Annotated in this window: 18 protein-coding genes; 14 read left to right on the forward strand and 4 right to left on the reverse strand. The window is 37.9% G+C overall.

The window, feature by feature from the left end; all coding sequences use genetic code 11:
- Positions 1 to 461 precede the first annotated feature (461 nt).
- From AC23ME_RS12925 to AC23ME_RS12970, 10 genes are all read left to right on the forward strand, one after another.
- A complete protein-coding gene (locus AC23ME_RS12925; protein WP_487728184.1) occupies positions 462 to 917 on the forward strand; it encodes a hypothetical protein in 456 nt (151 codons plus the stop codon).
- Positions 918 to 1,322: 405 nt separating this feature from the next.
- On the forward strand, positions 1,323 to 2,069 hold the full coding sequence (locus tag AC23ME_RS12930) for a hypothetical protein (RefSeq protein ID WP_487728185.1): 747 nt from the start codon (positions 1,323 to 1,325) through the stop codon (positions 2,067 to 2,069).
- A gap of 25 nt (positions 2,070 to 2,094) precedes the next feature.
- Positions 2,095 to 2,769, forward strand: coding sequence for a hypothetical protein (locus AC23ME_RS12935; RefSeq protein ID WP_487728186.1), 675 nt, complete (start codon positions 2,095 to 2,097; stop codon positions 2,767 to 2,769).
- Positions 2,770 to 2,789: 20 nt separating this feature from the next.
- On the forward strand, positions 2,790 to 3,887 hold the full coding sequence (locus AC23ME_RS12940; RefSeq protein WP_487728187.1) for an RCC1 domain-containing protein: 1,098 nt from the start codon (positions 2,790 to 2,792) through the stop codon (positions 3,885 to 3,887).
- Positions 3,888 to 4,038: 151 nt separating this feature from the next.
- Positions 4,039 to 4,716, forward strand: coding sequence for a hypothetical protein (locus AC23ME_RS12945; protein ID WP_487728188.1), 678 nt, complete (start codon positions 4,039 to 4,041; stop codon positions 4,714 to 4,716).
- Between the two features lie 23 nt (positions 4,717 to 4,739).
- Complete coding sequence (locus AC23ME_RS12950) at positions 4,740 to 5,795, forward strand: glycoside hydrolase family 5 protein (RefSeq protein ID WP_487728189.1); 1,056 nt, start codon at positions 4,740 to 4,742, stop codon at positions 5,793 to 5,795.
- A 12-nt stretch (positions 5,796 to 5,807) separates the two neighbouring features.
- Positions 5,808 to 6,380 (forward strand): DUF3575 domain-containing protein, encoded by a 573-nt coding sequence (locus AC23ME_RS12955; protein WP_487728190.1) that lies wholly within the window; start codon positions 5,808 to 5,810, stop codon positions 6,378 to 6,380.
- 34 nt (positions 6,381 to 6,414) lie between these two features.
- Entirely contained in the window at positions 6,415 to 7,086 is a 672-nt protein-coding gene (locus AC23ME_RS12960; RefSeq protein ID WP_487728191.1) for a hypothetical protein, read from the forward strand.
- Positions 7,087 to 7,106: 20 nt separating this feature from the next.
- On the forward strand, positions 7,107 to 7,766 hold the full coding sequence (locus tag AC23ME_RS12965) for a hypothetical protein (protein ID WP_487728192.1): 660 nt from the start codon (positions 7,107 to 7,109) through the stop codon (positions 7,764 to 7,766).
- Positions 7,767 to 7,848: 82 nt separating this feature from the next.
- Entirely contained in the window at positions 7,849 to 8,571 is a 723-nt protein-coding gene (locus AC23ME_RS12970; RefSeq protein ID WP_487728193.1) for a LytR/AlgR family response regulator transcription factor, read from the forward strand.
- A 69-nt stretch (positions 8,572 to 8,640) separates the two neighbouring features.
- On the opposite strand, the gene AC23ME_RS12975 is transcribed toward AC23ME_RS12970, so the two are convergent.
- Positions 8,641 to 10,785, reverse strand: a complete 2,145-nt coding sequence (locus AC23ME_RS12975) for a polyribonucleotide nucleotidyltransferase (RefSeq protein WP_487728194.1) — start codon at positions 10,783 to 10,785, stop codon at positions 8,641 to 8,643.
- 114 nt (positions 10,786 to 10,899) lie between these two features.
- Positions 10,900 to 11,184 (reverse strand): 30S ribosomal protein S15, encoded by a 285-nt coding sequence (rpsO, locus tag AC23ME_RS12980; protein ID WP_487728195.1) that lies wholly within the window; start codon positions 11,182 to 11,184, stop codon positions 10,900 to 10,902.
- A 424-nt stretch (positions 11,185 to 11,608) separates the two neighbouring features.
- On the opposite strand from rpsO, the gene AC23ME_RS12985 reads away from it, so the two are divergent.
- The 4 genes from AC23ME_RS12985 (at position 11,609) to AC23ME_RS13000 (ending at position 18,920) form a co-directional block, all read left to right on the forward strand.
- On the forward strand, positions 11,609 to 13,006 hold the full coding sequence (locus AC23ME_RS12985; RefSeq protein ID WP_487728196.1) for a sigma-54-dependent transcriptional regulator: 1,398 nt from the start codon (positions 11,609 to 11,611) through the stop codon (positions 13,004 to 13,006).
- Between the two features lie 184 nt (positions 13,007 to 13,190).
- A complete protein-coding gene (locus AC23ME_RS12990; protein WP_487728197.1) occupies positions 13,191 to 13,925 on the forward strand; it encodes an ImuA family protein in 735 nt (244 codons plus the stop codon).
- Positions 13,922 to 15,415: a Y-family DNA polymerase gene (locus AC23ME_RS12995; protein ID WP_487728198.1), complete on the forward strand. Its 1,494-nt coding sequence runs from the start codon at positions 13,922 to 13,924 to the stop codon at positions 15,413 to 15,415. The genes AC23ME_RS12990 and AC23ME_RS12995 overlap by 4 nt, the downstream gene beginning before the upstream one ends.
- Positions 15,416 to 15,764: 349 nt before the next feature.
- Positions 15,765 to 18,920 carry an error-prone DNA polymerase gene (locus tag AC23ME_RS13000; protein WP_487728199.1) on the forward strand — a complete coding sequence of 1,052 codons (3,156 nt, stop codon included), beginning with the start codon at positions 15,765 to 15,767 and terminating at the stop codon, positions 18,918 to 18,920.
- A 30-nt stretch (positions 18,921 to 18,950) separates the two neighbouring features.
- Here the strand turns inward: AC23ME_RS13000 and AC23ME_RS13005 are convergent, their stop codons facing one another.
- A complete protein-coding gene (locus AC23ME_RS13005; protein ID WP_487728200.1) occupies positions 18,951 to 19,745 on the reverse strand; it encodes an inositol monophosphatase family protein in 795 nt (264 codons plus the stop codon).
- A gap of 3 nt (positions 19,746 to 19,748) precedes the next feature.
- A complete protein-coding gene (locus tag AC23ME_RS13010) occupies positions 19,749 to 20,903 on the reverse strand; it encodes a prolipoprotein diacylglyceryl transferase (RefSeq protein ID WP_487728201.1) in 1,155 nt (384 codons plus the stop codon).
- Between the last annotated feature and the right edge of the window lie 67 nt (positions 20,904 to 20,970).

Genomic DNA, 20,970 nt, shown 5'->3' on the forward strand with positions numbered 1-20,970 from the left:
AATAAGTAAGGCTAGCTATTCACTCACTAAAAGTAGCTTTTGACACATCAAACGCTAAAAAGTGAAATTAAGCCAGCGTTTTTTAATGCAAACTCTAAAATTTCGAAAGATTTGAAAAACAATGTTAGTAGCTGTTGGCTATTGCAGCCCCGCTTTACAATCGGGTTTAATTAAGCAAGGCAGTAGTTCTTTGGGTGGGTTTTCTTTTGCACCGCCTTAGGTTTTACAGCCCCGATAGTAGCGAACACGCAGTGGCAAACCTATGTGTTTGCCAACGAAGTAAAGCGAATAGCGGGACGAACGTTAATAATTGTAGTTTCATTGCGCTTCTAATAAAATCCTTTGGCCATTCAATTTTGAGCTAGCGCTAATAGGCAGTTCACTCATCAAAAATAGCGCTTCGCTCATTGTTAAAAAATGTGGCAGAATAAAATTGCTCTTTTGAGAGAAATGCAACCATCATGAAAAATACTATCATCATTATTATTCTGCTTGGAGCAAGCATGTTTGCTACCGCTCAGAATTTACCAACCTGCATTAAAGGCTTAAATAAAGCTAATGACCTAACCTCGACCAAGTTTGTTAGGCAACTAAATTTAAAGGGCAACAGGGTTGTATACGAATTTGCTGTTACAAGTAAACGCCAATGTATGGACTGCCCAAACGGAACCGTTTTTTACGATAGCAATTGCAACCAAATTGCCAGTTTTATAATGGGTAGAGGGCCGAATGTTTATATTAATTACGGCTACACGGCATTGGAACTTGGTAAGGGCGCTTACGCCAACGCAAAACGTGGAAAAGAATTACCAGCGGTACCGACCTGCATTGCGAAGGCAATTGTTAATGTAGATTCGCTAAATAAAGTTGAAGTTTTACGTGTTTTGCAAGTAAGTATAAAAGATAAAATTCTCTAACACTTTGAACACGCCGTACCCAAAGAAAAATTAAATTGCAAAGACTGCTCGAGTACTTTAAAATACTACGATGAAAATTGTAAACTAGTGGCAACTTTTATAGTTGGCGGTATTGCTGGGGCTAAAGCAAGCGAAGGCTTTACCCCAACAGATTTTTATAATAAACGCACCTTACAAATTTTGTATCATAAGAATTAATAGTTTGTGTTAGTTAATGATGGGGTTAAGCGTGGATACGTTTAGCCCTTTTTTTATGGCTTTTCTGTAAACTTTTAACGTGTGTTCACTCATGGGTAATTATAGTTCGCTCAATTAAAGATGCGTTCCAATCATTGTTAAAAATTGTAAAGTTTAAGGCTTGTAAGTTTGGGTAAGCAAATATGAGCTAACCTAAAATATAAGACCATGAAAAAATTATTAATAATCCCAATCTGCATTATCATAGCTATTGTAGCTTGTAAAAAAGATAAAACTCCTGCAGATGAAAAAGAAGTGATTAAAGGCGACATTAAGCAAGTTGTGGAAACTGCCAATGGTATTACCTACAAATTATTTACCAATATAAACACCAGCAGTTTTAAAGGAATTTTGGTGGTTGGTTCTGGCAACGATGAGAACAACCCGAGCGAAGGTGCTATTAACGGCGCATCTGAAACTGCTTTATGCGAAAAAGCTGCAACCAACGGTTATGCTGCTGCAATTGTGAAATATCAAAAACCACCAGCAGGTGCCGATTGGAACTCAAGAGCTAAACTAGTTGGCGAAGATTACAACAGAGCTATTGTTGCTATCTCCAATAAATTCGGCATTGATAAAAATAAATCGGCAGTTGCGGGATTTTCTTACACCTCGTTTATGCTTTTCACAGATATTTCTATGAACACCACTTTAAGTTATACCAAAGGTGTATTGGGTGCATGTGGTGCTAGTGGCACTTGGAATGCGCAGAACTTTAAAATTCCAATTTTTGCCATTAACTGCAGCGGAAACTTTGAAGGCAATTTTAATGGCAAAGCCTTGTACGACCAAATTCCGGCAAACTCCCCTATTAAAGCAAAAAGCGAAGGCGTAACCGATAATAATTGCAACACGCATTGCGGTGGCAACTGGACCGATAAAATGTACACCAAAATGGCTGCTTGGATGCAATAACTACAACATATAAAGCATAAAGATTATGAAAACGTTAAAAAACATCGTATCAAAAACGCTCCTTATATTCTCTGTAATATTTGTATTTACATCCTGTAAAAAGGATAAGAACAATAACCCCGAAGACAGTTTTGACCCTACAAAATATTACATCACCGGAGAATATGCATCTCTCGGGGGCGGCTCGTCACCAACAAGTTATGTGTACTGTTTCTTTGCCAATGCCAAAACCTACACCACTTCGCAAGGAGGCTACATTTCCAATAACCCAAATTACACCTACGCCGATGGCGTTATTAAAATGGGCAATTTAACCTTTACCATTGCTAATAACGCGATTACAAATTGTAGTGATGGCGCCTATAGGTCCTATCATTTACAAAAAATACCCGATGCCGATGCCTTTGCAGGTAAAACGTTTAGAGGTACGGTTGCTACCAACGGGGTTGCTAATGGCAAATCTTGCTTAATAAGATACACAACCGACAAAAAATTTACGGTAAGCATAGATGGTTTTGGGCAAACCGGCACAGGTGCAGATTATACCTTGCAAAACAATGGTGTAGCCACTGCCAGAACTGGTAACGAAGGTCGTTTACACCTCATGACCATTGGCGGCGACAAACTCTACTACTCGCAACTAAGCGGTAGTGGCACAACAAATTATGCCCATTACTACGGTGTATTAACCTTGCAATAACATTTAAAACCAACATAACCATGAAAACTTTAAAATTAATACCAATGCTTTTATTGCTGTTAAGCTTTATGGCATGCAAAAAGGATAAAACCAAAACAGATAAAGCTAACAACATAGTTGCTGTTTTCGCAAATGAATCTTCAAGTTATTTTTTGAAAGGTGATCATACGCTTTGGGCTACCGGCAACAACAATTATGGTCAGTTGGGTAATGGAAATACTGCCGATGTGAATAAGCCTGTAAAGGTGTTGGAAAATGTATCAACAATAAGTTCTAGTAATTCTTCAATTTTTTTCTTAAAAAACGATCATACACTTTGGGCAGCAGGAGGCAATGCTTATGGCAACATTGGTGATGGTACAAATAGTAATGTCACTATTCCTAAGCAAATTATGACAAACGTTAAAGCGGTAAGTGCAGGTTATAGTCATACGCTGATTTTAAAAATGGATAATACGCTCTGGGTTACAGGAAGTAATCAGTACGGACAATTAGGAGACGGAACTACAACTAGCATTAATACTCCTAAGCAAATTATGAATAATGTTCAAGCTATAGCAGCTTCGTATGCATCATATATCATAAAAATAGATCGCACGCTTTGGGTAACTGGGTATGGAGAATTCGGGCAATTAGGAGACGGAACGGTAAATAACACCAAAATTCCTAAACAAATTATGACTGATGTTAAAGATGTAAGTGCGGATATGTTTGCTGCCATGATATTGCGGACAGACAATACTCTTTGGGCAACTGGTGATAATGGATATGGTAATTTCGGAGATGGATCTAATTCGAGTGTTAAAATTCCTAAACTAATTATGCATGATGTACAGGCAATAAATACGGGTAATAACACCACCATGATATTGAAAAATGACCAAACACTTTGGGCTACTGGCTCTAACACATTTGGAAAGTTTGGAGACGGGACAACCAGTGCTGCAAAAATCCCTAAACAGATTATGGCAAATGTACAGGCTGTTAGTATAGGAGCTAACCATAGCCTTGCGCTAAAAAAAGATGGTACGGTTTGGGCTTCAGGTTATAATTTTTATGGTCAGTTGGGCGACAATACAAACGTGAATAAGTTAAGTTTTGAGCAAATACAACCATAAAGAAACTCAATAAAACTAATCTCAAATTCCCTTCGCTAAGCTATAACCCTGTTCGCTCATTAAAACAGCCAACTCGCTCATTATCAAAAAATTTTATAGCTAATAGCTGTTCTTTTGACTAATAATAACATCAACTAAAGAACCTAACATCATGAAAAATTTAAAATTATATCTGCCAATTATGTTGCTGTTAATAGTTGTTGGCTGCAAAAAGAAAGACGAAGCAACTCCAGAAGAAGCCAAAATGGATTTAACAAAATATTTTATTACTTGGGAGGTTCCAACTAAAACGTACACTGGAAACAGAATTTTCAACTGGCCACTTCTAGTCGTATTCGAAAATGAAGGAAAAATAAAGATGTACAACTTTGGAAGCAATGCTGCTCCAACTCAGGGTTCTTACACCCTAACTGATGATCAGTTAACGATAACTACCCCGAACCAAATCTTAGGATTTACAATTAAAGAGGGGAACGTAATTGATCCCAAAGGTTTTACCTACGAGATTCAAAACGCAAAACTTCGTGAACTTCCAAGTACAAACCAATTTACCGGTAGTTATAGTGGTTTGTTAAACTCATATATGGTTAATACTGCATTACCATATGGCTACTCTTTTAACCAAACACAGTTCGGAGAAGGTTACAACGGACAACCTCCGCTGGATTATGTGTTAAATCCTATTAATAATGTATTTGCAATATCTTCTGTAAATAGTGTCTTGAGATATTTTCTCATGGTAGATGGCAAACTTACGATAGTTCGGCTTAAAAGCGGCGGTACTAATGCAGAGTCATTATTATACGGGAATCTTTCTAAAGATCAATAATCATCACATTAAAATTTTTAACCATGAAAACACTAAAAATAAGTTTAGTCATAATTTTCGCCATTGCTTTTTGTATCAGTTGCAAAAAAAGTCGTCAAGCGCCAATTACAGATATTACTAGCGGTTTACACATAGTAGATGGTAAATATTTAGCCGATAAGTGTGGCAACAAAATCGTATTGAGAGGTATAAATATGGGAAATGTATATGCGGTAAATTTTGGTTTAAAAGAAATAGAAGAAATTGAAAAAACTGGCGCAAACTCGGTTCGAATTGTACTTACACAACAATATCAAGATTGGACTAATGGAGGTGCAATGACCGCCGTAACTGGTACTAAAATAGAAAGTGTAATTAATGCCTGTATCACCAAGGGCATGATACCCGTATTGGAATTACACGACTACACCGGAACGGCCAACGTAGCTAACGATTTACCAAAGGCAACACAATGGTGGACAAAAACAGATATAAAAAATACACTGTTGAAGCACCAAAAATCTATCATTGTTAATATTGCTAATGAACCAGATAATGGTAGTGCAAATAACGACAACTATGCCAGTGCCAACTCTACAGCAGTAAAAGCTTTAAGAGATGCAGGTTATACTTTTCCTATAATGATTGACGCACCAGATTGGGGTAAAAATCACAGTTTTTTTGTAGATAGAGGTAAATCTTTAATGGATGCAGATCCATTGCACAATTTATTGTTTAGTGTACACGCTTATTGGCCAACCAACGGTGCATTTGGTAATTACAGTGATGCACAAATTATGTCAAATTTAATGGCGTTAAAAAATACAGATTTACCAATTGTATTAGGCGAACTCGCTATTGCAGATATCCAAAATGGACTTACTTATAACATCAATTATAGACTATTGATGAAATTATGTAGAGATAACGACTTTGGCTATATGGCTTGGTGGTGGGGATTTAATAATAACCCTGGTGCAAACAATCAATTGAGCATGACTAATGACGGTTTGTACACTGGCTTGCAGGGCGGCGGTAAAGTCATCGCAGTAGATGATGTCAATTCTATCAAAAACACTGCTAAAAAAGTTTGCCCATAATTCTAAACTACCATGAAAACTACATTTAAAATTTATCTAAAAATGAAATTGCTGATACTATTTAGCTCGTTCATGCTCACTTCAATTGTTTCCAATGCGCAACAGACCACGAAATCAAATCATCATGAGCTAAAAAATGAGTTTAAAGCAAACTTGTTAGGCTTGGTTATTGGCTTACCAGAACTCAGTTACGAAAGATTAATTAATGAAAAAATGGGTATAGGTATTTCTGCAGCTATGGGAATTCAAAATACCGAAGGTTATAATGAAGAATATAAATTTATGATTTTGCCTCACTATCATTACTATTTCGGAAAAAAACATGCACATGGATTTTTCTTAGAGGCTAATGCCGCAATATTTTCTGATGATGCAGCACAGGCTGATGACGGCGGTATCCGTAAAGATAAAACCTACTATGGTTTAGGCGGTGGTGTTGGCTTGAAACAAGTTTTCGGAAAAGGATTTGTTGCAGAATTAATTCTTGGTTTAGGGAGCAAGTTGAATAACAAGCCAGTAAAAGATGGAGCTACCGACTTAGGCTTGTATAAAAGGTTAGGCATATCTATCGGCAAAAGATTTTAAAACGAACATATTAACTAATAAAAAACAAATTATCATGAAAAATTTATTCATTATTTTACTAAGCATGTTTAGCATTTCGGGCGTAACAGCGCAGGCACAAACCAAAAAGCCGGTTAAAAAAGCAACAACTACTAAAACCACACCTGCGAAAAAAACAACCACTACCACCAAAACTACAGCAACCCCTACTACTACCAAAACCACCACGAGCAAACCTGTAGAAACTGATGAAAAAATGGGTGTAAAACCTCGTACTCAACCAACTAAGCAAACTAAAGCGAAAACTGAAACTACGAGCTATAAAGCGGCTCTGGGTTTAAAATTCATTTACGGAATTTCTGCTACTGGTAAAGTTTTCCTAACAGATAAACACGCTTTAGAAGGCATTGTGAGATATAATGGTGCAGGTGGTTTAGGTAGCAATATAGCTTTTACGGCTCTTTACCAATATCACAACGACATTAAAGACGTAGACGGTTTACGTTGGTATATAGGTGGTGGCGGTCACGTAAATCACTTCAGTTGGAAAGATGTGGATGCTGATGGAGTTACCAGTTTCGGCATATCGGGCGTGGTAGGCTTAGAGTACAAAATAAAAACACTGCCACTAGCTATCAGCGCAGATTGGGTTCCAGGATATATGCTTAGCCCAAATAGTGGTTTTTCTGCTGAAAATGGCGGTATTGGTATTAAATACACTTTCTAATCCTCTTAATATCAACGGTTATGAAAATCATAAAATTGAATTTAAAAGCTTTGATGATACTTACAATAGTTTGCATTGCATCACTATCTGCAAGAAGTCAAACAACAGATTTAGCAGATTATGTAATTACAGGCTACTATGCCAAATCGGCTTCAGCTACATTTAAAACACCTTTTATCATCAACTTTGGAGAAAAAAACACATTCCATAAACTTGATGTAGAAGGTAAACTTCACGAAGGGAAATATACCGTGACGAATGGAAAAGTAACATGCGAGTACATAGGCGGTTTCGAAACCTATCAAATTATTGAAGAAACTGTAACCTCGCCCAACAACAGAACTTTTGCACTATTTAAAAAGAAAATTTTTGGCAATCAATTAAAAGGTAATCGTTATACAGGCATTTTACATAAACATAATTCAAATATTGCTGTAAGGGCTAGCTATCAATTTATCGGCACAAAATTTAGTATTACTGATGAAAACGGTACGGTTTCGAGCTATAAAGACTATAATTTGGTTGGCAACATGGCAGGCTACAATTGGAACGGACCAGCTACAGTAAAAACTAAAATCATCAGAAATATTTTTGTGCAATATGGTAGTCAGCTAGTTGTGATGAATATATATAGAGATGGAAGTGCCACCCACGGAATTTTAGATTTGGTAAGCAAATAACAATGTTGTGCAGCTACCTCATTTGAATAAAAACATTGCGCATTTATAAATAAATTAACGAAATTGACATAAACAAAATACCATGTTAAAAGCAGCCATCTTAGACGACGAAATTAAAGGCAGTAAATTACTTGCGCACAAACTCGATATTTTTGAGGATGAATTACAAGTGATTGGCATTTTTAATGAACCTGCAAAGGCATTAGACGCAATTACAGAACTGAGCATAGATGTGCTGTTCTTAGATGTAGAAATGCCCGGAATGAATGGTTTTCAGTTTTTAGAGCGACTGGGCACTTTTAATTTCGAAGTTATTTTTTCGACAGCTTATGACAGCTATACATTAGATGCGTTACGAATTAGTGCAGTAGATTATCTTTTGAAACCTGTAGACCAAGATGATTTGAGAACTGCTATTACTCGTTTGAGAAAACGGGTGGCCGAAAAACAAATGTACAAAGCTGTAAAACTTGATAAAAAACAGAGCAATCGCCTGGCTCTACCTACTGCAGAAGGTGTTTATTTGGTAGAAAAATCGAACATTTTAAGAGTTGAGGCCATGAGCAATTACAGCGTTTTTCTGCTTGCCGATGGTAAAAAAATCGTGGTTTCTAAAACCTTGAAAGATTACGAAACAGTGTTGGATGATGAACATTTCATGCGGATTAATCGTTCAGTCATCATCAACCTAGATTATGTAGTGAAATACCGCAAAGGCGATGGCGGCACACTAGAACTATCAGATGGAGCAGAAATTGAGGTTTCTCCACAAAAGAAAGACCTCCTACTCCAGCGCTTATTCTAAATAAAAAATCCCTTCCAGTAAAACTGAAAGGGATTTTTTATTGTCTTATCGGACTTTTCTGACTTTTGCTTAAGCTTGTGGTGCAGCAGGAGCTTCTGGTTTCGGTGGACGAGGCAACAACACTTTACGAGAAAGTTTCATTTTACCTTGTTTATCGATATCCAATAACTTCACTTCAATAATCTCACCTTCTTTCAATACACCATCCATAGTTTCTAGACGCTTCCAATCAATCTCAGAAATGTGCAACAAACCATCTTTACCTGGCATAATTTCTACGAAAGCACCAAATGGCATAATAGATTTAACTTTACCAGTATAAACCTCACCAATTTCTGGCTTAGCAGCAATTGCACGGATACGAGCAACAGCAGCATCAATAGCAGCTTTGTTATCAGCAAAAATCTCTACGATACCTTTGTTATCAACCTCTTCGATAGAGATAGATGCGCCAGTTTCGCGTTGCATTTCTTGGATAATTTTACCACCTGGGCCAATTACAGCGCCAATAAATTCTTTCTCGATAGTTAGAGAAACAATACGTGGTGCGTGTGGTTTGTAATCTTCAGCTGGAGCAGCAATCGTTTTCTTCATCTCGTTTAAGATGTGTAAACGACCATCTTTAGCTTGCAACAAAGCTTTAGTTAAAACTTCGTAAGACAAACCGTTGATTTTTAAGTCCATTTGACAAGCAACGATACCATTTTCAGTACCAGTTACTTTAAAGTCCATATCTCCTAAGTGATCTTCATCACCTAAAATATCCGAAAGGATTTGATATTTACCAGTTTTCTCATCAGTAATTAAACCCATCGCGATACCTGATACCGGAGATTTAATTTTGATACCTGCATCCATTAATGCTAATGTACCAGCACAAACTGTAGCCATTGACGAAGAACCGTTAGACTCTAAAATGTCAGATACTACACGGATAGTGTAAGGATTTTCAGCACCTTCTGGCAATACTTTTTTCAACGAACGTTGAGCTAAAGCACCGTGACCAATTTCACGACGACCAGCGCCTCTATTTGGTCTAACCTCACCAGTTGAGAAACCAGGGAAATTATAGTGCAATAAGAATTTGTTGTAACCGTTGATGAAAGCACCATCAATCATTTGCTCATCGTCTTTGCTACCTAAGGTAACCGATGTTAAAGATTGAGTTTCGCCACGTGTAAATACCGCCGAACCGTGAGCAGCAGGCAAATAACCTACTTCACTCCAAATTGGACGAATTTGTGTATTTGCTCTACCATCTAAACGGATACCTTCATCTAACAATAAAGCACGTACTGCATCATATTGTACATCATGGTAATAATGTTTAGCCAATGCTTTAGTTAAATCTGCTGTATCTTCTGGGAAAGCTTCTAAAATTTCGGTAATGATAGCTGTAAAGCCTTCAGAACGCTCATCTTTACCTAAACCAGATTTAGCGATAGCATAAACTTTATCATAAGTTTCTGCATAAATTCTTTCTTTTAAAACTTCGTCGTGGTCTTCGTGGCTATATGTACGTTTAACGGTTTTACCTGTTGCTTCGGTCAATTCAACCTGAACAGCACATTGAACTTTAATTGCCTCGTGAGCAAATTTCAATGCTTCCACCATTTCTTCTTCTTGGATTTCGTCGCACTCACCCTCTACCATCACGATATCGTTAGCAGAACCAGCAACCATAAATTCTAAAGTTGCACGCTCTAAATCGCTAGCGTAAGGGTTAATTACTAAGTTTCCATCAATTTTTGCTACACGCACTTCAGATATTGGTCCGTTAAAAGGAATATCCGACACTGCTAATGCTGCCGATGCCGCTAAACCAGCTAAACAGTCAGGCATGATATTTTTATCAGCAGAAATTAATGAAATCATCACCTGAGTATCAGAGTGATAATCTGAAGGGAACAACGGACGTAAAGCTCTATCTACCAAACGAGAGATTAAAACCTCGTAATCAGATAATCTTGCCTCACGACGTAAGAAACCTCCTGGAATACGACCAGTAGCCGCATATTTTTCTTGATAATCTACCGATAAAGGTAAAAAATCGGTACCTGGTTTAGCACCTACGGTTGATACTACAGTTGCTAGTAACATCGTATCGCCCATTTTAACTACAACAGAACCATCAGCTTGTTTCGCTAATTTACCTGTTTCAATTTCTACAATTCTTCCATCGCCCAAATCGAACGATTTTTTTATTACATTCATTTACAAATTGTTGTGACCTGTTTTTCCTCTTTCGAACAGATCGAGTTTATATTTATTGTTTCGAGTATTAAAACCAAAAAAGCCATCTGCCTATTGGCGATGGCTTTTATAACATTACACCGATTTGATGATATCTCTAAGCGATAAAGCTTTGATGATAGCACGGTAACGGTTAATATCTTTTTTGTAAAGATAAGCTAAAATGCCACGACGTTTACCCACTAATTTTTGTAGAGCTAACTGAGTAGAAAAATCTTTACGATTTTTTTTCAAATGCTCTGTTAAGTGTGCAATACGGTAAGTAAACAATGCAACTTGACCTTCAGCAGAACCAGTGTTGGTTGCTACTTCGCCGTGTGTTTTAAAAATTTCGGCTTTCTTTTCTGTACTTAAATACATTCTTGAATAATATTAAAGTTAAAATTAATTAATTGTGGCGCAAAGATAAGCTATTTTTCTGATTTGAAAAATTGTTGAATTGATTAATTGTCAAATTGTTTCGTAATTATATTTATTTGAAAATCAATAGGATTGGTCCTTGGGTACTGTAGCCCTGCTATCCGTTGCAATCTTTTTGTTTTACGCCCTCCGTCATTTCGAACGCATGTGAGAAATCTACAAAATCGAAGTGTTTTCCTCTTCGATTGATGCAACAAAAAGTATTTCCACTCCTATCAGGTTTAGGAAAACAAAGATTTGTGCATCTGTGGTTAAAAAAATCAAACAACTTTTAAACATCATCGTTATAAAACTGATTGTACAAAAAACTATACATTTCATAAAAAATAATATATTCGCACTATAAATAGTTAACACCTACGAAATGGCAAAACTGCTAATCATTGATGACGAGAGAGCGATACGAAGTACGCTTAGAGAAATACTAGAATACGAAAACTATGAAGTTGATGATGTAGATAATGGCATCGACGGACTAGAGCTCATCAAAAAGAACGATTACAACTTGGTTCTTTGCGATATTAAAATGAACAAAATGGATGGCATGGAAGTGTTGGAAACAGCACTTGGCATTAAACCAGACCTACCATTTATCATGATTTCTGGCCACGGAACAGTAGAAACAGCCGTTGAAGCTAGTAAAAAAGGAGCTTTTGATTTTATCTCGAAACCACCTGATTTAAACCGTTTACTAATTACCGTACGTAATGGTTTAGACCGAGGCTCTTTAGTAACTGAAACTAAAGTTTTAAAAAGAAGAGCGAGCAAAACCCGTGATATCTTGGGTAATTCTGACACTATCGGAAAAATAAAAGAAACCATTGAGCGTGTTGCTCCTACTGAAGCTAGAGTACTAATTACCGGAGCAAATGGTAGTGGTAAAGAACTGGTTGCACGTTGGTTACACGAAAAATCTAATCGTGCAGATGGTCAGTTAATTGAGGTAAACTGTGCTGCAATCCCATCAGAATTAATAGAAAGTGAATTATTTGGACACGAAAAGGGTTCATTTACATCAGCGGTAAAGCAACGTTTAGGAAAGTTTGAGCTAGCTAATGGTGGTACACTGTTTCTAGATGAAATTGGCGACATGAGCATGTCGGCACAAGCGAAAGTTTTACGTGCCCTACAAGAACATAAAATTACCCGCGTTGGTGGTGAAAAAGAAATTGACGTTAACGTTAGAATTGTAGCTGCAACCAACAAAGACCTTTTAAAAGAGATTGAAGAAGGCAACTTTAGGATGGATTTGTACCACCGTTTAAACGTAATCAATATTCACGTTCCGCATTTAACGGAGCGTACAGATGATATTCCTGTAATTGCACAAAGCTTTTTAGAAGAAATTTGTGGCGAATACGGTATGCCAGCCAAAAAAATTACCGACGGTGCAATGGATGCGTTAAAAAGACTGCCTTGGACGGGTAACGTTCGTGAGCTACGCAACATGATTGAGCGTTTGATTATCCTTAGTGATAAAACCATTACCGAACAAGATGTTGTAGCTTTTGCAAATCCGGGAGGCGGAACTAATGTAGGTGCTATTTCTCAAAGTTCTGGAGGCGGTTCGCAAGGCGGTACTTTCAATTATGATGGCTTTAGCAATTTCCAAGAGTATAAAGATTTTGCGGAGAAAGAATTTATCAAATTCAAACTGGAAAAAAATAATTGGAACGTTTCTAAAACTGCAGATGACATAGACATACAACGAAGTCATCTATATAGTAAGATTGAAAAATTTGGCCTAAAAAGAGCCGAATAAATATAAAAAGGAGCTTAAATTAAGCTCCTTTTCTTTTGAACCTCTTAAGGTACCGTTTAAAATTTCACTCCATCTTAACTACTGCCTGTATTATATTTTCATAAAATTTTTGAAATATTTTTCTCAACAAACAAATATAAATACTAATATTTTTATTAATTTTACTAAAAATATTAGTATTAAAATGCAGAGTTTAGCCCAAAAAACAATCATAGATCGCTTGCAAAAGCAAATTCTCGATTTAGAGGGTTACAAAAGCGAAGCACAACAACAGCAATCAAAACTTGACTTTGCTATTATCGAGAAGCATTTTCCAAATCAGGTTTTTCCAACAGGAACCATTCACGAGTTTGTAAGCGGACAGCCAGAGCATACGGCCTGCACAAGTGCTTTTATTTTTGCCCTGCTATCCAAATTGCATAGCAATAAAGGAATTTATATATGGATTGGCAAGCAACGTCAATTATTTGCTTCTAGTTTAATTTTCTACGGCATCCATCCTCATCAAATTATTTTCATCAACCTTGTTAAACAAAAAGATATACTTTGGGCTACCGAGGAGGCTTTAAAATGTAAAAGTTTAAGTGGCGTGATTAGCGAATTAGAAGATATCACTTTCGCCCAATCGCAACGTTTACAGCTTACCGTAGAAAAAAGCAAGGTCACTGGATTCATTTTACGCACACAAACCGAACGCATTAACGCTACCGCTTGTGCCGCTAGATGGCAAATTATACCTCTTGCAAGCGAAAACCAAGGAAATTTACCCGGAGTTGGCTTTGCCCGATGGAGGGTAAACCTTCTGAAAGTACGCAATGGCAGCACTGCAAGCTGTACCATTACTTACCAGCATAGGGAGTTTACTACCGAACAAGCTGCCAAAATCTATCCGTTTACACATCAAGCTATCAGCTCATGAACAGGCGCTACCTCGCAATATGGTTTCCTCATTTGCTTACCGACCAAATGGCTATTCGGCAAAACGAGCTGAAAGGGCAACCCTATGCGCTAATTACCCAAGATCGTAACAAACAAATGATAGTAAGTATAAGCCACCAAGCAAAAATCTTAGGCTTACGTCCTAATATGCCTCTTGCTGATGCTCGAATAACTCTACCTTCATTAGAAGCATTTAAATATCAGCCACAAAAACAGCAAAAGTTATTAAAGGAAATGGCCGAATGGTTTATCCGCTACTCGCCACAGGTAGCTATAAATCCCCCAGATGGGTTATTTTTAGATATTACAGGCTGTACCGTTTGGAAAAGTGAAGAACAACATATAGCAGAAATTAGCAAACGATTCGAAGATAAATACCATATAAAATTGGCCATAGCCGATACTTTAGGAGCCACTTGGGCATTGGCACATTACGCCACCATCAAAATTGCTAAACCTAACGAACAACTGCAGGCGTTACTGCCTTTACCTCCCAAAGCTTTGCAATTGGAAGAAAACACTTTACAACGTTTGGGCAAATTAGGTTTTCATAGCATTGATAGTTTTATACACATTAGTCCTTCTACCCTTCGCAGGCGTTTTGGTGATGAAATTAACTTACGAATTGGACAGGCATTGGGACAAAAGCCCGAGACATTTGAACCAATAAGAGAACCACATCCCTATCAGGAAAGATTGCATTGCTTAGAACCTATTCAAACAGCAAAAGGTATCGAAATTGCTATCGAAAACTTGTTAGAAAAGCTGTGTGATCGTCTAAAAAACGAAGATATAGGGCTAAGAAAAGCCAAGTTAAATGCTTATCGGCTTGATGGAAAACTGCAACAAATAAGCATTGGCACCAATCAAGCATCTATTAACATCAAACATCTTTTTAAATTATTTGAGCTTAAAATTAAACAGATTGAACCCGATTTAGGCATTGAACTTTTTGAAATGATTGTTAGTGAAGTTGAGGATCTGCCTAAACAACAGGAGGCCTTATGGCAATTGCAAACACAAACCGATTTAAGCGAAATTGCCGAGCTGCTAGACCGTATCAGCATAAAAGCAGGTAAAAATGCCATCAGGCGATATTTGCCTCAAGAGCATCATTGGCCAGAAGATAGTATTAAGTCGGTAATGGATTTACAACAACAACCCGAAACAGAATGGCAAACGCACAAACCTCGTCCAACGGTATTGCTTAACCAACCAGAACCTATACAAGTGAGTGCACCTATTCCCGATTACCCACCTATGACCTTTACTTATAAGAACGAAATGCACCGCATTGCCAAAGCCGATGGACCAGAGCGTATTGAACAAGAATGGTGGTTAAACGAGGGTAAGCATAGAGATTATTATTATGTGGAGGATGAAAAAGGACAGAGGTATTGGTTGTTCAGGTCGGGACATTACGATAGCAAAGTTGCCGCACAGTGGTTTATTCATGGATTTTTTGCTTGACGAAAGTGGATGATGGCTGATAGCTATGACTGAGATTAGCTACCCGCCTTGCGCTCTTTGGAATTTGCAATTAATAGCATTCGAAACAAAATGCTTGTTGGCGAGGACGCCAACAAAAGCAGTCCCAAGTTGGCGTCCTCGCCAACGTGTTGAAGTAATATTTGAAAAAGCTTTTTTCGAACACTTCCAATTTGCAATCCCGAAGCACTATCTACGGATTTGAAATCCGATTTTTTAAACAAGATTACAAACCGAGCATAGCGAGTTAATGAAATAATCCTGAGATACGAAGCTCGACATTATAAATATGGAACAGCTAAATGACCATATCTACTAACTATTTTAAAAAATGATCTACGTAGAACTACAAGCCACCAGTAATTTCAGCTTTTTACGTGGCGCATCGCATCCCGAAGAATTGGTTGCCAAAGCAGTAGAATTGGGCTATCCAAAAATTGCCATTATTGACAGAAACAGTTTGGCTGGAATTGTGCGTGCACACGTAGCTACTAGAAAGCATAACATTAAACTCATCCCCGCTTGCAGACTAGATTTATTGGACGGACCATCATTACTCGCTTATCCCATCAATAAAAACGGCTACAGCAATTTATCAGCTTTGTTAAGTTTAGGCAACAGCAGAGCTGAAAAAGGTCAATGCCATCTGTATCAAGCAGATGTTTGGGCACACAAAGTGGATATGTTGTTTATCGCCATCCCTCCCAATACCTTAAATGAAAATTTTGATTTTGAGACCGACTTTAAAACACATCTAAAGCAGTATAAAAAAGCTTTGGGAGATCATTTATATTTAAGCATCAACAGAAGTTATACGGGATTAGACCAAAAACGAATGTTCCGTTTGGTACAATTGAGCGAGCAACTTAATATCCCTTTAGCTGCCAATAACGATGTGCATTACCATGAAAAGGAACGCCGGCAGCTGCAGGATATCCTTACCTGCGTAAGGGAAAAATGCACCATTTACAATGCAGGTTATAAACTCCATGAAAATGCCGAACGCCATCTTAAATCTGTGGAAGAGATGTACCGTTTGTTCAGAAAATATCCGCAGGCCATTAAAAACACGCTTAAAATTGCAGAGCGATGTCAGTTTTCTTTAGATGAACTGAAATATGTTTATCCAGAAGAGTTGACCAGCGAAGGCAGAACACCACAAGAAGAATTGGAACATTTAACTTGGCTAGGTGCTAAAAATAGGTTTCCAAATGTCATTCCTGATGACATATTGAAAAACATCAATTACGAATTAGCATTTATAGCCCGAAAGAACTATGCGTCGTACTTTTTAACCGTTCATGATTTTGTACGTTTTGCCCGCAGTCGCGATATTCTTTGTCAAGGCAGAGGCTCTGCGGCCAATTCTGTGATTTGCTATTGTCTAGGCATTACTTCGGTAGACCCCACAGAAATTAAACTACTTTTTGCTCGCTTCATGTCTGATGCCCGCAATGAACCACCCGATATTGATGTAGATTTTGAGCACGAACGTCGTGAAGAAGTAATGCAGTACATCTATGAAAAATATGGTAGAGACCGAGCTGCTATTGTAGCCACAGTTACGCAATTGCACAGCAAAGGTGCTGTTAGAGATGTTGGTAAAGCGATGGGTTTATCGGTAGATACGCTCAATATTTTATCGGCAACGGTAAGCAGCCATTACGAAGAAGGTTTCGATTCCGATCGTTTAAAATCTTACGGATTGAACCCTAAAGACCCTCTATTGAAGAAAACTTTAGAACTGACCATGCAGATGGTAGGTTTCCCACGTCAGTTGGGGCAGCATACAGGTGGTTTTATCATTACCCAAGGCAAACTCACCGACTTATGCCCTACTTTAAATGCACGTATGGAAAACCGTACTTGCATAGAATGGAATAAAGACGACATTGAAGCTTTGGGCTTTTTAAAAGTTGATGTTTTGGCTCTAGGGATGTTGACCTGCATTCGCAAAGCTTTTACACTAGCAAAAAACCATTATAACAAAGATTATACTTTAGCAAACGTGAGGCAAGAGGTACCAGAGGTATATGAAATGATTAGCAGAGCTGATACTTTGGGTGTTTTTCAAATCGAAAGCCGTGCTCAAATGTCTATGCTACCTCGCTTAAAACCTAAAACATTTTATGATTTAGTGATTGAAGTAGCAATTGTTCGCCCTGGACCGATACAGGGAAATATGGTTCATCCTTATTTAAAAAGAAGAAACAAAGAGGAAGAAGTAGACTATCCTTCAGAAGAGCTTAGAGCTATATTAGAAAAAACTTGTGGTGTGCCACTTTTTCAAGAGCAGGCCATGGAAGTTGCCATTGTTGCAGCAGGCTTTAGTCACACAGAAGCTGATGAACTACGAAGAAGCATGGCTACTTTCAAAGCAGTTGGCAAAGTGACCGATTTCAAGAAAAAACTACTTGAAGGAATGGACAAAAAAGGTTACAAACCAGAATTCGCTTTGCGCCTCTTTAAGCAAATAGAAGGTTTTGGCGGCTATGGCTTCCCCGAAAGTCATGCGGCTAGCTTTGCTTTATTAGTGTATGTTTCTAGCTATATCAAATGTTTTTACCCCGATGTATTTGCTGCCGCTTTGCTTAACAGTATGCCTATGGGCTTTTACCAGCCTGCACAAATTGTAATTGATGCTAAAAACCATGGCGTAACAGTTTTACCAATTGATATTAACCATTCTGAATGGGATAACACCTTGGAAGATAAAGTTGGAGAATTTTATGCGTTGAGGCTAGGTTTTAGACAAGCAAAAGGCTTATCTGAAGAAGAAATGAATGTATTGGTATCGCATCGTCACTCACGATATAGCAGTTTAGCCAGCTTACGCGATATCGGCATTGCACAAAGTACCTTAGAAAAACTGGCAGATGCCGATGCTTTTAGAAGCATGAATATGGATAGAAGAACAGCTCTTTGGCAAATTAGTGCATTGCACGATAGGCCTATCGCTTTATTTGAAGGCAAAGCCGATAACAGCCAGCATGAAGCACAGATTGAACTTCCATTAATGGCAAAATCAGAGCATGTAGTACACGATTACGCCCACACTGGACTCTCTTTAAAAGCACACCCGGTTAGTTTTGTTCGCGAACAACTGAGTTTAATGCGTGTCTCTAGCACTAAGGCAGCAAATGAATTAACAGATGGCTCAAACGTAAAAGTTGCAGGACTAATTTTAGTTCGCCAACGACCCGGAACAGCCAGCGGAATTTGCTTTATCACTATTGAAGACGAAACAGGTGTTGCCAATTTGGTGGTATATCAAAGCTTATTTGAAACCTTCAGAAAAGAAATTTTAGGCTCAAAATTATTGATGGTTGAAGGCAAGGTGCAACGCGAAGGTCAAGTAGTGCACATTGTAATGCAGCGCTGTTATAATTACAACGGCTTGTTACAGCAGTTACACGGAGCAAAAACAAGAAATATTCCATCTACCATGGGAGAAAAAGCATTTCATGATGGCAGAAATTTTAAATAGAGCCGCACAATGATATGGCCTATCACAATCCTATTGAAAATGCTTCTTAATTGTATCTAAAATTTCTTGCGTAACCAGCCCATTGGTTGCTAAGATTTCTCTAGTTTTCAAGTATTCATCTCCACCAGAAAAGTTGAGCAATGTACCGCCAGCTTGTTTCACCAAGAAAGCTCCGGCCGCCATATCATAAGAATTTAAATTATACTCGAAATAAGCATCGAACCTACCACAAGCAACATAAGCCAAATCTACCGCCGCCGAACCTATTCTACGCAATCCGTGGCACTTCTGCATCATTTCTGTAAACAGTTTTATGTACTGAGGTTGCTTATCGAACTGGTAATATGGAAAACCAGTAGCCAACAGACATTGTGATAAATCTGTAGCTTTAGACACCCTAATCTCCTTATTGTTCAAATAAGCTGGAGCTCCTTTGTAAGAATAGAACATCTCGCCCCTATTAATCTCGTAAACCACCCCCAAAACTGGCTCCGCACCTTCGTACAAAGCAATACTGATAGAAAAAGTGGGGATACCGTGAATAAAATTCGTCGTACCATCTAAAGGATCAATAATCCAAGTGAAAGGCTTATCGTAGGTATTTTCAGTTTCGTCTTCCTCAGTAATGAAACCCGCTTCTGGCAATACTTTTTTTAAGTTTTTAACCAATTGGCGTTCTGCAGTTTTATCAACATAAGAAACCAGATCATTCAAACCCTTATATTCGATAGCACTGCTATCAAACCCTAAAGCTTCTTTTCTAATAAAATTACCTGTAAGTCTAGCAATGGCAATTACCTTACTGCATAACAATTCATAGTTCATTGGCTAGTATTTTGCAAGCTTTTCTTTGTTGTTAGTTGCGTACCAAACCATGTAAGCTCCCGTAAGAAATAGTATCGACGAAATTAGTTCTGCCTGCGTAAACGAAATTCCTGCAACGGTATATTTAGAATTAACCCTAATTAACTCAACAAAGAAACGCTCTAAACCATTAAACATTAAATAAATACCGAACATCATTCCCGGAATTTTAATTTTCGTTCTAATTTTCCATAAAAACCAGAAAATCAGCAATGCGGCAATCACCTCATAAATTGGAGTTGGATATACCGGGTTAGGCAATTCGTTACAATACCTACCTACACATCCCGCTATCGGATTTCCTTCTCCTGCAACATTATTTGGATAAGTATATGCCCACAACCAATCTGGCAACCAGCCAAAAGGTTTAGGGTTAGTATTCACAATACCCCAATCGCCATCTCCAGATAAATGACAGCCAATACGACCTACGCCGTACGCCAACATCATACCTGGTCCGCCAACATCTAACATGTGTAAAGGTTTAATACCATTTTTATGAGCAATATAAAGCACCGCAGCACCACCGCAAATTAAGCCACCATAAAAGGTTAAACCACTAAACGAAAGCAAACCACCAATTGGATCTTGTATAAAAGTATCCCAATGCTCTAAATTGTCGAATATCTTAGCCCCTAAAAAGCCCCATACAGCAGCCCAAACCACCATATTGCTCATCAACTCATGCGGACGAACGGTAACTTCTACTTTTTTGGGGGTTGGTAATTTTGTCTTCTCTTTTTCCTTATAAGACCAATACACAAAAAGTGCCGCCAAACCTAAACCACCCAATATATTTCCTTTGGTAGATAATAGTACAGCCTGCGAATCGCTTACAAAAAGCTTGTAGTTAACTAACGCATAAATTAATTTATAACCTATCAAGAAGCCAAACAAAGCGTTAGAAACCAACTCTCCTACCGATGCTGACTCGCCAATGGTAGTTGTATGCTTTACAGGCTTTAAAATCCCTAAAGCTTCTTTGCGTTTTAGCTCTTTACTAAATGCCCAATAGCCAGCTAAAAATGCCAAAGCCACAAATACACCGAAGGTATTAAACGGTAGAGGTACCTCAATGCCAAACAAATAAGATATAAAATGGGATACGGTTGGAAACATACATTAAAAAGTTTAGGCGAATATATAAAATTTGCCTCTTGTTTTGCTTTTTTAAAAGCTTTTTAGG

The sequence above is a fragment of the Pedobacter sp. T50_32 genome, assembly GCF_057652195.1.

Coding starts and splice junctions, on each gene's coding strand:
- AC23ME_RS13000 (WP_487728199.1), top strand. CDS start 15,765: ATGATCTACGTAGAACTACAAGCCACCAGTAATTTCAGCTTTTTACGT.
- AC23ME_RS12950 (WP_487728189.1), top strand. CDS start 4,740: ATGAAAACACTAAAAATAAGTTTAGTCATAATTTTCGCCATTGCTTTT.
- rpsO (WP_487728195.1), bottom strand. CDS start 11,184: ATGTATTTAAGTACAGAAAAGAAAGCCGAAATTTTTAAAACACACGGC.
- AC23ME_RS12930 (WP_487728185.1), top strand. CDS start 1,323: ATGAAAAAATTATTAATAATCCCAATCTGCATTATCATAGCTATTGTA.
- AC23ME_RS13010 (WP_487728201.1), bottom strand. CDS start 20,903: ATGTTTCCAACCGTATCCCATTTTATATCTTATTTGTTTGGCATTGAG.
- AC23ME_RS12960 (WP_487728191.1), top strand. CDS start 6,415: ATGAAAAATTTATTCATTATTTTACTAAGCATGTTTAGCATTTCGGGC.
- AC23ME_RS13005 (WP_487728200.1), bottom strand. CDS start 19,745: ATGAACTATGAATTGTTATGCAGTAAGGTAATTGCCATTGCTAGACTT.
- AC23ME_RS12940 (WP_487728187.1), top strand. CDS start 2,790: ATGAAAACTTTAAAATTAATACCAATGCTTTTATTGCTGTTAAGCTTT.
- AC23ME_RS12990 (WP_487728197.1), top strand. CDS start 13,191: ATGCAGAGTTTAGCCCAAAAAACAATCATAGATCGCTTGCAAAAGCAA.
- AC23ME_RS12970 (WP_487728193.1), top strand. CDS start 7,849: ATGTTAAAAGCAGCCATCTTAGACGACGAAATTAAAGGCAGTAAATTA.
- AC23ME_RS12975 (WP_487728194.1), bottom strand. CDS start 10,785: ATGAATGTAATAAAAAAATCGTTCGATTTGGGCGATGGAAGAATTGTA.
- AC23ME_RS12935 (WP_487728186.1), top strand. CDS start 2,095: ATGAAAACGTTAAAAAACATCGTATCAAAAACGCTCCTTATATTCTCT.
- AC23ME_RS12965 (WP_487728192.1), top strand. CDS start 7,107: ATGAAAATCATAAAATTGAATTTAAAAGCTTTGATGATACTTACAATA.
- AC23ME_RS12955 (WP_487728190.1), top strand. CDS start 5,808: ATGAAAACTACATTTAAAATTTATCTAAAAATGAAATTGCTGATACTA.
- AC23ME_RS12995 (WP_487728198.1), top strand. CDS start 13,922: ATGAACAGGCGCTACCTCGCAATATGGTTTCCTCATTTGCTTACCGAC.
- AC23ME_RS12925 (WP_487728184.1), top strand. CDS start 462: ATGAAAAATACTATCATCATTATTATTCTGCTTGGAGCAAGCATGTTT.
- AC23ME_RS12985 (WP_487728196.1), top strand. CDS start 11,609: ATGGCAAAACTGCTAATCATTGATGACGAGAGAGCGATACGAAGTACG.
- AC23ME_RS12945 (WP_487728188.1), top strand. CDS start 4,039: ATGAAAAATTTAAAATTATATCTGCCAATTATGTTGCTGTTAATAGTT.